This is a genomic window from Gracilibacillus lacisalsi DSM 19029 (assembly GCF_000377765.1).
Taxonomy (GTDB): domain Bacteria; phylum Bacillota; class Bacilli; order Bacillales; family Amphibacillaceae; genus Gracilibacillus; species Gracilibacillus lacisalsi.
Genome location: NZ_KB898679.1, coordinates 1 through 12621, shown reverse-complemented (window position 1 = coordinate 12621; position 12621 = coordinate 1). Strand labels below are relative to the sequence as shown.

The 12621-nt window shown below is 38.2% G+C and carries 12 protein-coding genes; 10 read left to right on the top strand and 2 right to left on the bottom strand.

The features are described 5' to 3' along the window. Positions 1–97: 97 nt before the first annotated feature. The 7 genes from rhaB to cysK all read left to right on the top strand — a co-directional run bounded on the left by rhaB (position 98) and on the right by cysK (position 8996). Positions 98–1510: a rhamnulokinase gene (gene rhaB / locus D569_RS0118755; RefSeq protein WP_018933973.1), complete on the top strand. Its 1413-nt coding sequence runs from the start codon at positions 98–100 to the stop codon at positions 1508–1510. Further along, positions 1507–2769, top strand: a complete 1263-nt coding sequence (gene rhaA, locus D569_RS0118750) for an L-rhamnose isomerase (protein ID WP_018933972.1) — start codon at positions 1507–1509, stop codon at positions 2767–2769. The genes rhaB and rhaA overlap by 4 nt, the downstream gene beginning before the upstream one ends. A gap of 97 nt (positions 2770–2866) precedes the next feature. Continuing rightward, positions 2867–4933 carry a bifunctional rhamnulose-1-phosphate aldolase/short-chain dehydrogenase gene (locus D569_RS0118745; RefSeq protein WP_018933971.1) on the top strand — a complete coding sequence of 689 codons (2067 nt, stop codon included), beginning with the start codon at positions 2867–2869 and terminating at the stop codon, positions 4931–4933. Positions 4934–5048: 115 nt separating this feature from the next. After that, complete coding sequence (locus D569_RS0118740; protein WP_018933970.1) at positions 5049–5774, top strand: (Fe-S)-binding protein; 726 nt, start codon at positions 5049–5051, stop codon at positions 5772–5774. Beyond that, a complete protein-coding gene (locus tag D569_RS0118735; protein ID WP_018933969.1) occupies positions 5774–7207 on the top strand; it encodes a LutB/LldF family L-lactate oxidation iron-sulfur protein in 1434 nt (477 codons plus the stop codon). Before D569_RS0118740 ends, D569_RS0118735 begins: the two co-directional genes overlap by 1 nt. Continuing rightward, a complete protein-coding gene (locus D569_RS0118730) occupies positions 7200–7904 on the top strand; it encodes a LutC/YkgG family protein (RefSeq protein ID WP_018933968.1) in 705 nt (234 codons plus the stop codon). Before D569_RS0118735 ends, D569_RS0118730 begins: the two co-directional genes overlap by 8 nt. A gap of 177 nt (positions 7905–8081) precedes the next feature. Then, a complete protein-coding gene (gene cysK / locus D569_RS0118725) occupies positions 8082–8996 on the top strand; it encodes a cysteine synthase A (protein WP_018933967.1) in 915 nt (304 codons plus the stop codon). Positions 8997–9235: 239 nt separating this feature from the next. On the opposite strand, the gene D569_RS0118720 is transcribed toward cysK, so the two are convergent. Continuing rightward, positions 9236–9505 (bottom strand): hypothetical protein, encoded by a 270-nt coding sequence (locus D569_RS0118720; protein WP_018933966.1) that lies wholly within the window; start codon positions 9503–9505, stop codon positions 9236–9238. Between the two features lie 122 nt (positions 9506–9627). Between D569_RS0118720 and D569_RS0118715 the strand changes: the two genes are divergently transcribed. Both D569_RS0118715 and D569_RS24660 read left to right on the top strand, forming a co-directional pair. After that, a complete protein-coding gene (locus tag D569_RS0118715; protein ID WP_018933965.1) occupies positions 9628–10407 on the top strand; it encodes an alpha/beta hydrolase in 780 nt (259 codons plus the stop codon). Next, positions 10407–10556, top strand: coding sequence for a hypothetical protein (locus D569_RS24660; RefSeq protein ID WP_018933964.1), 150 nt, complete (start codon positions 10407–10409; stop codon positions 10554–10556). The genes D569_RS0118715 and D569_RS24660 overlap by 1 nt, the downstream gene beginning before the upstream one ends. On the opposite strand, the gene D569_RS0118705 is transcribed toward D569_RS24660, so the two are convergent. Next, positions 10553–10996 carry a YaiI/YqxD family protein gene (locus tag D569_RS0118705; protein WP_018933963.1) on the bottom strand — a complete coding sequence of 148 codons (444 nt, stop codon included), beginning with the start codon at positions 10994–10996 and terminating at the stop codon, positions 10553–10555. The two genes, D569_RS24660 and D569_RS0118705, sit on opposite strands and share 4 nt — an antisense overlap. A 106-nt stretch (positions 10997–11102) precedes the next feature. Here D569_RS0118705 and D569_RS0118700 point away from each other — a divergent pair, with 106 nt between their 5' ends. Next, entirely contained in the window at positions 11103–12239 is a 1137-nt protein-coding gene (locus D569_RS0118700) for a M20 family metallopeptidase (RefSeq protein ID WP_018933962.1), read from the top strand. Positions 12240–12621: the final 382 nt, after the last annotated feature.

Below are 12621 nucleotides of genomic sequence, written 5' to 3'. Positions count from 1 at the left end.
AAAAAGGACAATAAATTTGTAATTTTCGATATATATTATTTAGAGTAATTCCTTTATGATAGATTTATAAATCGCTTACAAATAAGGGGTGATTCACTTGCAAAAATGTAATTTAGCCGTTGACATTGGAGCTTCGAGTGGACGTGTGATTGCAGGCTATCTTCAACATAACAAACTAGTATTAGATGAAATCCATCGGTTTGAAAATGAGATGGAAGAGAAAAACGGCCACTTGTGTTGGGATATTGACGGACTATTTCAAGAAATCAAGACCGGTTTAAAAAAGAGTGTCGAACAACATTATCATCCTTTAACCATTGGTATTGACACGTGGGCAGTCGACTTTGTGTTACTAGATCAGGACAAAAACAGAATCACTGACGCAGTTGCTTATCGTGATCACCGGACAGATGGGGTAATGGAGGAGGTTTTTCAACTTATCGATCAAAAAGACATCTACCACGAAACCGGCATACAATTTCAACCATTTAATACAATTTACCAGCTATTCGCCTTACAAAAAGAAAAACCGGACATATTAGCAAAAGCAGAATACTTTTTGATGATTCCTGACTATCTACATTATCTACTTACCGGCAAAATAACAAATGAATACACCAATGCTACGACAACCCAACTGTTAAAAACTACGAATCAAACATGGCATCAAGATTTCCTAAGAAAATTAAACATCTCTGCACATATATTTTCTGAACCTAGTCATCCTATACAATCAATTGGTTCCTTAACAAAAGACGTACAAGAAGAGATTGGCTTTAATCTAGAAGTTGTCTTACCTGGCACACATGATACAGCCTCTGCAGTCATGGCAGTACCGGCTCAAGATACGATTTACATTAGCTCAGGCACATGGTCTTTAATGGGAGTTGAACATCATGAACCAATCAGTACATCACAAGCGTTTGATTATAATTTCACTAATGAAGGTGGCGTTCATAAAAATATCCGCTTCTTAAAAAATATCATGGGACTTTGGATGATCCAAGAGGTTAAGCGCGAATGGAATGATCAATATAGCTTTGCTGAGTTTGTAGAACTCGCTTATCAGGCATCATCATTCACAGCAAAAGTAGATGTCAATGATCAACATTTTTTAAGTCCACCAAGTATGAAACAAGCGATTCAACAGTATTGTCAGGAGACTAATCAACAAGTCCCTGAAACAGCGGGTGAATTTGCAAAGTGTATTTTTGATAGCTTAGTAGAAAGCTATCATCATACAGCAAAAGAAATTGAAGCGTTAACAGGGAAAACGTATGACTCCATCCATATCATAGGTGGTGGCAGTAAGAATCACTATATGAATGAAAAACTAGCGGCAGTGAGTAAGAAAACGATCTACACTGGACCGGGCGAGGCTACAGCGATTGGAAATTTATTAGCTCAAATGATGGCCACTGGTCAAATCGATTCCATGGAACAGTCAAAGCAAATCATTAATCAATCGTTTAATATTAAAAAATTTCAAATAAGAGGTGAAAAGGCATGAGTGTAAAAGAGAATTTTCAAACAGCGAAAAAGCAGTATGAAAAATGGGGAATATCAGTAGAAGAAGCTTTTGAAAGGTTAAAAAATGTTCCGATTTCAATTCATTGCTGGCAAGGCGATGACATTGGCGGATTTGAAGTAGAACAGCAAGAATTGTCAGGTGGAATTGATGTAACTGGTGATTATCCTGGCAAAGCAACCACTCCAGAAGAATTGAGAAGTGATTTGGAAAAAGCATTATCATTGATTCCAGGAAAACATAAAATTAATTTACATGCGATTTATGCAGAAACAGATGGACAAAAGGTAGATCGTAACGAATTAGAACCAAAGCATTTTGAAAATTGGGTGAAATGGGCAAAAGAAAACGATTTAGGACTTGATTTTAACCCTACCCTGTTTTCCCATCCAAAAGCAGCAGATGGTTTAACACTTGCACATCCTGACAAAGAGATTCGAGATTTCTGGATCGAACATTGTATCAGATCACGTAAAATCGGTGAATATTTTGGTAAAGAATTAGGTCAACCAGCATTAACGAACATTTGGATCCCGGATGGGTATAAAGATATTCCAAGTGATCGACTGACACCACGTAAGCGTCTAAAAGAATCATTAGATGAAATATTTGCGGCGGATGTTGATGAATCGCTAAATATTGATGCAGTAGAAAGTAAGTTGTTTGGTATCGGATCTGAAGCATATGTTGTTGGCTCACATGAATTTTACATGGGATATGCCCTTAAAAACAACAAGCTTTGTTTACTAGACAGTGGTCACTACCACCCAACAGAAGTGGTTTCTAATAAAATATCTGCCATGCTTTTATTTAGTGAAAGGTTAGCCCTGCACGTCTCACGACCAGTTCGTTGGGATAGTGACCATGTCATTATATTGGATGATGAACTCCGCGAAATCGGGCTTGAAATTGTTCGTAATGACGCACTAGATAAGGTCATGATTGGACTGGACTTCTTTGATGCCAGTATTAATCGTGTCGCTGCATGGACAATTGGTACAAGAAATATGATCAAGTCATTACTATACGCATTACTATTACCTAACGATCATTTAAAACAATTACAAGAAGAAGGCAATTTCACAGATCGATTAGCACTATTAGAAGAATTTAAAACATATCCATTCGGTGCTATTTGGGATTATTATTGTGAACAGATGGAAGTACCCGCCCAAGAAAAATGGCTCGAGGAAGTAAAAGATTACGAGAATAAAGTATTATCCAAACGAAATAGCGGATAATTAATCTTTGTTTGTGTTGATTTATTTTTGTTTTGTAGTATAATCAAAGCAGAACCAAACAAATAAAACAAAACAAAAATGTTGAGGAGGAAATGCAGTGGTACAAAACAAATGGAATGACAGTCAGGTTGCACAAGGTGACGGGTTAGAATCATTAGTTTACCGTTCCAATCTATTAGGTTCAGATCGTGCAGTTGTTAACATCGGTGGGGGAAACACATCATCTAAGACGATGGAAAAAGATTTCAAAGGCGATGACATTGAAGTAATGTGGGTAAAAGGAAGCGGCTCTGACCTGGCAACGATGAAAGCTCATAATTTTACCGGACTCAAAATGGATGATATCCGCCCACTCCTTGAACGTGATGATATGTCTGATGAGGAAATGGTAGAATATTTATCACATTGTATGATAGATTCCAAGCATCCACGTTCATCTATTGAAACATTATTACATGCTTTTCTACCGTTTAAACAGGTAGATCATACACATCCAGATGCAATCATTAGTATTGCTTGTGCAGATAATGGAAAAGAGATAGCAGAAGAAATTTATGGAGACCGTTTTGTATGGGTACCGTATATTCGTCCCGGTTTCAAGCTGTCTAAAATGATTGCAGAAGGTGTCAAAGATAATCCGAAAGCAGAATTAGTGATTATGGAGAAACATGGTCTGGTAACATGGGGAGAAACGTCTAAGGAAAGTTACAATAAAACAATTGAAATCATAAACGAAGCAGAAAGTTATATTAACCAAAAAGCACAAGGTCAGACATTATTTGGTGGTGAAAAATATCAGTCAGTAGTAAAAGAAGAACGTGAAAATCTTCTCGCAGAAGTAATGCCTCTTGTGCGCGGACAAGTTAGCAATGATAAGCAAATGTTAGCAACCTATAATGATGATGACAATGTCTTAGCATTTGTGAATAGTGTAAATGCAGAACAATTATCTCAGGTGGGAGCAGCCTGTCCAGATCACCTTGTTCATACTAAACGAGTACCATTATATATTGATTGGGATCCACAATCAGGTGATATCGATTTATTAAAAGAAAAAATTGTAAAAGGCATTAAAGCCTATAAAGAGGAATATGTCGCGTACTTTGAACGGAATAAGAATGAAGGCGACGAAATCATGGAAACGGCACCTCGTATTATTTTAATTCCAGGTCTGGGTATGATCAACACAGGGAAAGACTGGAAAGCGGCAAACATTAGTGAACAACTTTATCACCGTGCAATTGCAGTTATGAGTGGGGCAACAGTTCTTGGGAACTTTGTATCACTTAATGAAGAAGAATCATACTTAATTGAATACTGGCCATTAGAGCTCTATAAACTAAGCCTTGCACCACCAGAAACAGAATTTTCACGTCAAGTTGCCTTTGTAACAGGAGGTGCTGGTGGTATTGGTACTGCAACAACATATCGTTTAATTGAAGATGGCGCCCATGTGGTTATTGCAGATATCAACTTAGAAGGTGCTGAGAATCTAGCAAAAGAAATCAACGATAAATATGGTTGGAATCGTGCTTTTGCGGTGAAAATGGACGTTACAAAAGAAGAAGAAGTTCAAGCAGCGATAGCAGCATCTGTACGTATGTATGGCGGGATTGATATCTTAGTTAATAATGCAGGTTTAGCAAGCTCTAGTCCTTTCGAAGAAACAACGATGGATCAATGGAACTTAAATATTAACGTTTTAGTAACAGGGTATTTCCTTGTCGCACGTGAAGTGTTCAAATTAATGAAAGACCAAGGAATTGGTGGTAACATGGTATTTATTGGCTCGAAAAACTCGATTTATGCTGGCAAAAATGCTGCGGCATACAGTACAGCAAAAGCGGCGGAAGTGCATTTAGCTCGCACAGTTGCTGCTGATGGTGGAGCATTAGGTATTCGCGTTAACTCTGTCTTACCAGATGCTGTTATTAGAGGATCTAAGATTTGGGATTCCTCTTGGAAGAAGGAACGTGCGTCTTCTTATGGTATCGGTACAGACGATTTAGAAGAACATTACCGTAAACGTACGATCTTAAACGTTAATATTTTACCAGAGGATATTGCTGAATCTGTTGCTTTTCTTGCTTCATCCAAGGCAGCAAAAACAACAGGTTGTATGGTAACTGTTGATGGTGGGGTAGCAGCAGCATTTACTAGATAATGATAGAACATGGATAAACTCTCGTTTTGAGGGTTTATCCATTCTACTATATGGAGAAACCATGATAGAATGATAGAAAGAGCAATGGCGATATTCCTAAAAGGGGAGTAAAAACATGAAAGTATCATTTTTTGTTACATGTTTAGGAGATATGTTTTATGTGAATGCAGGGAAAGCAGCAGTCGAATTGTTGGAACATCTCGGCTGTAAAGTCGATTTTCCGAAAGCGCAAACATGTTGTGGCCAACCTGCCTATAACAGTGGTTATCATAAGGAAACATTAGAGGTGGCAAAGCATTTAGTGGAAACTTTTGAAGATGCCGAATATGTAGTAGGTATTTCGGGTTCTTGTGTTTATATGATCCATGAGTATGTACATTTATTTGAAGAAGGTTCCGAATGGCAGAAACGAGCGAGAAAACTGAAAGATAAAACATATGAGTTAACACAGTTTATTGTCGATGTGCTGGGTATAGAGGATGTAGGAGCTAACTATGAGGGAGTTGCTACTTATCATACGTCATGCCATATGACAAGGTTATTAGGTGTAACAGAAGCACCATTTAAATTACTGGAGAATGTAAAAGGACTACAGCTGATTGATTTACCAAATCGCCACGATTGTTGTGGATTCGGTGGAACATTTTCGGTCAAGATGAGTGATATTTCAGAACAGATGGTCGATGAGAAAGTGGAACATATAGAAGAAACGAAAGCGAACCTTTTACTAGGAGCAGATGGTAGCTGTCTCATGAACATCGGTGGTCGTTTGTCTAGGAATGGAAGTTCTGTTGAGGTAAAGCATATCGCGGAAATTTTAAATAGCAGAGGTGATCTGTAATGCCGATGCACATTGGAGAGAAAGACTTTAAAAAAAGGGTGACAAAAGGATTAGAAGATGACTTTATGCGTGGAGCTGTACGGTCTGCACAAGGAAGGTTGCAAGACAAACGAGCAACTGCAGCAGATGAATTAGGTGATTGGGAAGAATGGCGGACACTTGGTTCAGAAATCCGCAGTCACACGATTGAACATTTAGATTATTATTTACATCAATTAAGTGAAAAAGTCGCTGAGCTAGGCGGGCATGTCTTTTTTGCCGAAACGGGAGCAGAAGCGAACGAATATATTCAAAAAGTAGCGACAGAAAAAAAAGCAAAGAAAATTGCTAAATCAAAATCGATGGTAACAGAAGAAATTTCCATGAATGAAGCTCTCGAGGATATCGGTTGTGAAGTAATTGAAACAGATTTGGGTGAATATATTTTGCAACTGGATGACCATGATCCTCCATCTCATATTGTGGCGCCAGCACTTCATAAAAATAAAGAACAGATCCGTGATGTCTTTCAAGAGAAATTAGCTTACTTGAAATCAGAAAAACCGGAAGAACTAGCGTTGTTTGCCCGTGAAAAATTACGGGAAGAATTTCTTTCAGCTGACTTAGGAATTACCGGATGTAATTTTGCCGTTGCAGAATCTGGTTCATTTGCTTTGGTTACGAATGAAGGTAATGCTCGCATGGTATCAGCACTACCGAAAACACAGATTACCGTTATGGGAATGGAAAGAATTGTTCCAGGCTGGGAAGAGCTTGATATTGTTGTTAGCTTGTTAACGAGAGCAGCCGTTGGTCAGAAATTAACCAGTTATATTACTGCATTAACAGGTCCTAAACAACTAGAAGAAGCTGATGGTCCCGAAGAATTTCATTTAGTTATTGTGGATAACGGAAGATCAAAAATCTTAGGTACGGAATTTCAGGAAGCATTGCATTGTATTCGTTGTGCAGCATGTATCAATGTCTGTCCTGTATATCGTCATGTTGGAGGGCATGCATATGGATCGATTTATCCTGGACCAATTGGTGCGGTGCTTTCTCCTTTACTATCAGACTATGATGAGTACAAAGAATTACCTTATGCCTCGTCCTTATGTGGAGCGTGTACAGAAGTTTGTCCGGTGAAAATTCCACTTCACGAACAATTAATTATGCATCGGAGAAAAATTGTCGAAGATGAGAAAAAAACAACATTGTCAGAACGCGTTGTGATGCGAGGTTTCGAACAACTAGTCAATTCAGCAAATCTCTATCGGACTGCAACGAAAATGGCACCATTTTTAACGACACCATTTGCTAAAAATCAGTTGATCACGAAAGGTCCTGGACCATTAAAACATTGGACACACGCGAGAGATTTCCCTCAGCCTGCCAATGAACGTTTTCGTGATTGGTTTGAAGATCGCCAAAAACGAGGTGAAAAAAATGCCTAAAGGTAATATTATCAACCGTGATTCCTTTTTAACAAATGTTCGCGACAAGATAGGTGGCATTGCTGCCGATAAACCGGTAAAAAAACCTAGCTGGTCTGTGTCACCACAAAAAAAAGTGTTAGAAGGATATGATCAAGACCAATTAATTAGTGTGTTAAGAGAACAGTGTAAAGAGATTCACACAGATTTTTATCAAACAACAGTAGCGGAATTAACTGGAACCATAACAGAAGTAATGGAGGAATACGAATCTGAATCGATTGTTTATTCAGATGATCCGAGATTTGATAATGCTAACATGGAGGAATACTTACAAGGTTTAAATGCTTTTAAGTGGGACCGTAATGATCGAGAAAATTCCATTAAAATAGCAGAAAGAGCTGAGGTTGGGATTACGTTTAGTGACATTACTTTAGCAGAATCGGGTACAGTAGTTCTGTTGAATGATAAAGGACAAGGGCGATCTGTTAGCTTGTTACCAGCCAATTATATAGCTATTATTCCGAAGACTTCCATCGTAAAAAGAATGACCCAGGCAACTGACTATATTCACGCTCAACTCGAAAAAGGAGAAGATATTGCCTCCTGTATTAATTTTATTACCGGTCCAAGTAACAGTGCTGACATTGAAATGAATTTAGTAGTTGGTGTCCACGGACCAATTCGAGCTGCTTATATTGTTGTAGATGATTTGTAAATATATACAGATTGTTTCGCATGATGCTGTTGATGATAAAGTGCTTTAAGGTGCATCTGAATTCAGAAAAGGGAGGAAAAAGAACAAACCCCATTGTTACGATTCAAGTATGATGCTTGTATTTGTCGAGGATTCCTTGCTATGATAGGAGAAGATGTTGTAGGAAGGGGTAGGCAGATGAATGTTTATCAAAATATGACGGAGGTAATTGGAAACACTCCTTTAGTTAAATTAAATCGTCTTGTACCTGAAGGTGCTGCAGATATTTATGTGAAATTAGAAATGTTTAATCCTTCAAAAAGCGTGAAGGACCGAGCTGCTTATAACATGATTATCGAAGCGGAAAAGGCGGGAATGTTGAAAGAAGGTTCTACTATTATTGAACCAACAAGTGGAAATACAGGTATCGGATTGGCACAGACTTGCGCTGCTAAAGGTTATCAAGCCATCTTGGTGATGCCAGATAATATGACGCAGGAACGTATCAATATTTTAAAAGCATATGGTGCTAAAGTGGTTTTGACACCGAGTGCAGAAAAAATGCCTGGTGCCATTAAAAAGGCAAAAGAATTAGTTGAAGAAATTCCCGAAAGCTTTATGCCACAACAGTTTGAAAATAAGGCAAATCCAGATATTCATCGAAAAACAACAGCTCTTGAAATTCTAGAACAAACAAACTATGACTTAGATGGATTTGTTGCAACAGCCGGAACTGGTGGAACTATTACAGGTACTGGTGAAGCATTAAGGGAAGAATTGCCCGATTTGCATATTGCTGTTGTCGAGCCTAAAGGATCGCCTGTACTATCTGGTGGTAAACCTGGTAAACACAAGTTAGTTGGCACAAGCCCTGGTTTTGTTCCTGATATTTTAAACACTTCTATTTATGATGAAATTATTCAAATCGCAGATGAAGACGCAGTAAACACATTCAAACGGCTAGCATCTGAAGAAGGAATTTTTGTTGGTCCTTCAGCAGGCGCAGCAGTTTTTGCTGCTATCCAAGTAGCAAAAAAACTTGGAGCAGGTAAAAAAGTTGTCTGCATTGCTCCAGACACAGGTGAACGTTATTTAAGTATGCACTTGTTCTAAAAGCATAAACGATTAACAATGCAATTCCTAAAGGTATACACTAAACACTTTAAGAGATCAGTCAGAAACTGATCTCTTTGTTATAAGATGGAAGAGCTCTTGACCTTGGCAAAAGTATGAACCCAAGGAATAGAAACGAATATCCAAGGAAGCATTCATCATGCTCCTTGGATCATCCTGCTCTGCCTTATAAATTTAGTTATTCATGTTCTCTGTTTTACAATGTTGAAAGTCAATTTTTAAAAAGGTCCAAAATACGGCGAGCCTGGTCCATATGGTCCTGGTGGAAATGGAGTTCCATATGGAGGATAATTGTAGTAAGGTGGATGTGGCGGGTATGGATATGGCCCCGGTGGACCGTCAAGAAGTTCGCCTCCTAAATATCCTAACCCAAAACCTAGTAAACCTGCTCCTAATGGTCCGATTGGTCCGAAAAATCTTTCTTGCCCGTGTGGCTGTTGTGGATGGCGAAAATGTTGAGGTGCCATTTGATAGTGGTGATGATGCATTAAGCATTCCCCTTCCTTCTGTAAACTTTCATCACTTGATAGTAGCCTATGCACGAAATACAATTTGGGATGGGATATACACCTATTTTTGAAAAAATAATTTATGGAAGGTGGTTGGTTCATTGCAAATAATCGAGAAAGACAACGTAAAATGGGAAGAGGAATTTTTACATCAAGATGTTCCAAGTATTACACCGTACTTAATCGAAGATGATCAGACAGCACCGATCATCTTAGTTATACCAGGAGGGGGATATGGTCATCGTGCTTATCATGAAGGGGAACCTGTCGCAAAGTGGTTAAATCAAAATGGATTTCATGCATGTATATTAAGATACCAAGTTGCACCGATTTCACAACAAGAAACGATTGAACAGGCACAACAGGCTATACAAACGATGAAAATCAAAAGAACTGATTGGGGATTGAATGATCAACATAAAGTAGGGGTATTAGGTTTTTCTGCCGGTGGTCACCTTGCAGCGATAATAAGTAATCGTTACTTAGAATCAAAAGGTTATACATCAAGACCTGATTTCCAAATCCTATGTTATCCAGTGATTACCATGGACGAATTTACACATGAAGGTAGAAAAACAAATTTACTCGGTGAAAATCCAGATCAACAATTGATTGATCAGTATTCATGTGAGAAAATTGTACATGAAAATACTCCGCCCGCATTTATCTGGTCTACCGCAAATGATCAATCGGTGTTATCAGTAAATAGCTTAAAATATGCAGAGGTATTGCAACGCTATCAAATCCCTTATGAGTTACATATTTATCAAGACGGCAGACATGGTTTGGGTCTTGCTGATGAACATCCTAATACAGTAGATTGGAAACAAGCTTGTACTCGTTGGCTAAGTGCTTATATAACAGAAGGTGAGGAAGACTAATGGCAAAAAAGGTAAAAATGCTCGTGCAATCCACTTATAACAAGGAATTACTGCGAGCAGGTAAAGTATATGAAATCAATGATGAAACAGCAAAACGTTGGCAAATTAGCCGAATTGCTGAAATCATTGAAGAAGAGGAAAAAGATTAATGTAGCTCCAATAGCTTTCGTAACTTCATGCGGAAGCTATTTTTTTGTTCATCAGTAAATTTCTTTGGGCCTTTCGTTCGTATACCAGCTTTTCTAGCTTTAGCATTTACATGTCGCTCTTGTAACATTTGGTTTATTTTATCTTTTGAATAAGTAAAACCAACATGATGCAAACAATAGCAACCTTTCTCTAAACAAAGTGCTGCAAGCCCATAGTCCTGTGTAATGACGAGATCATTACGCTGAACCATTTGTACAATGCGGTAGTCAACTGCATCAGCTCCGTCATCTACATATTTTACTGTTACATGTTTAGGTGTATCTTGTAACGAAAAATGGCTGTAACTTTTTACTAGTACCACATCTATTAGAAAACGCCTAGCCTCGTCTATAATGATTTCAGTAACAGGACAAGCATCTGCATCAACAAATATTTTCATAAAATACGCTCCATTCTAAAATATTAGTAGCCATGAATAGTATAGCAAAATCGACAAAGTTATAGTATGATTTTCATAATCAATATATAGAAAGTTAGGGAATGAGATGAAAAGTTATTTAAAAGACCAACAAGAGCATATGCTGAACATGTTAGAACAGTTAGTCAATATCGATAGTGGCTCTTATGATAAAGCTGGTGTCGATAAAGTAGGGGCAGTCATGAAACAATTATATCAACAAATTGATTTTGAAGTGGAAGAAGTGAAACAAGAAGAAGCAGGCAATCATTTAATTATTCGAAAAAAGAATGTGGATCCTTCAAAACCAACAATATTAATCCTTACACACATGGATACCGTTTTTGAAAAGGGAACAGCTAGGGAAAGACCATTTCATATCAATGGGAATCGAGCATACGGACCTGGAGTAATCGATATGAAAGCAAGCCTTGTTTCTGTATATTATGCGATGAAGGCATTACTAAAACATAAGAAAGCGGCTGTCGAACAGGTGGAAATATTACTTACTAGTGATGAAGAAATCGGATCACCAACCTCCAGAGCATTAATCGAGAAACATGCGCAAAATAAAAAATTTGCTTTAGTAATGGAACCTGCTCGAAAAAACGGAGCAATCGTCTCGGCAAGAAGAGGAAAAGGGCTTTATAAATTAGAAGTGATCGGAAAAGCAGCTCATTCTGGTATTGAACCGGAAAAGGGGAGAAGCGCTATCGAAGAGTTAGCGTATAAAATAATTCAATTATACGATATTACCGATGAAGAAGAAGGGATTCATGTCAATGTCGGATTAATAGAAGGCGGAACCTCTGTAAATACTGTTTCCGATCATGCAACAGCACAGATAGATGTGCGCTTTCGAACACAAGAACAAGCTGAAGAAATTAAAGAACAAATTGCTGCAATTATGGCTAATACAGAAGTAGATGGAACAAAAGTAAAAATCGAAGGTGATATTAATCGTCCCCCGATGGAAAAAACGGAACAAACAGAAAAACTACTTCGGATTATTAAACGAGTCGGGGACGAACTAGATATTTTTATTAAAGATACAGAAACAGGTGGTGGATCTGATGCTTCGTTCACATCAGCTTTAGGTATACCAACTGTTGATGGACTAGGACCAATCGGGGGACGAGCCCATCGAGAAAGTGAATATTTAGAATTAGAATCATTTGTTCCAAGAACAACACTTTTAGCACACGTAATTGCCGAATTAGCATAAGAAAAACTGAGTAACAAACGCTCAGTCCTAAAAGCTAAAGATTTACCATTTCTCTAGCTTCCATTATGAAATACTTGAACAGCATTAACCGCCACTCCGGCTGCCCACTTCCCTCGTATGATATAGGCAACCTTAATTTTAAGGTATCCCCATGAAATTGTATAATGGGGGTAATCAGATGGAGGTATCGTTACTTCCCTTGAAGCTTAGTCTTCGTCGGAAAGTCTGATGCCTCCTTCTTTATAGAATGATTCGTATCAGCTGGATGACACAGACGTTGTCGAATATCGAACGAGGATGGATAGCTATAAAGATGCGGAGGATTCCTCTTTTCTGATTAATCTATCACACGGGTGGTGTTTACATGTACTACTTAGGGATT

Coding starts and splice junctions, on each gene's coding strand:
- rhaA (WP_018933972.1), top strand. CDS start 1,507: ATGAGTGTAAAAGAGAATTTTCAAACAGCGAAAAAGCAGTATGAAAAA.
- D569_RS0118740 (WP_018933970.1), top strand. CDS start 5,049: ATGAAAGTATCATTTTTTGTTACATGTTTAGGAGATATGTTTTATGTG.
- D569_RS0118735 (WP_018933969.1), top strand. CDS start 5,774: ATGCCGATGCACATTGGAGAGAAAGACTTTAAAAAAAGGGTGACAAAA.
- D569_RS0118730 (WP_018933968.1), top strand. CDS start 7,200: ATGCCTAAAGGTAATATTATCAACCGTGATTCCTTTTTAACAAATGTT.
- cysK (WP_018933967.1), top strand. CDS start 8,082: ATGAATGTTTATCAAAATATGACGGAGGTAATTGGAAACACTCCTTTA.
- D569_RS0118720 (WP_018933966.1), bottom strand. CDS start 9,505: ATGCATCATCACCACTATCAAATGGCACCTCAACATTTTCGCCATCCA.
- D569_RS24660 (WP_018933964.1), top strand. CDS start 10,407: ATGGCAAAAAAGGTAAAAATGCTCGTGCAATCCACTTATAACAAGGAA.
- D569_RS0118705 (WP_018933963.1), bottom strand. CDS start 10,996: ATGAAAATATTTGTTGATGCAGATGCTTGTCCTGTTACTGAAATCATT.
- D569_RS0118700 (WP_018933962.1), top strand. CDS start 11,103: ATGAAAAGTTATTTAAAAGACCAACAAGAGCATATGCTGAACATGTTA.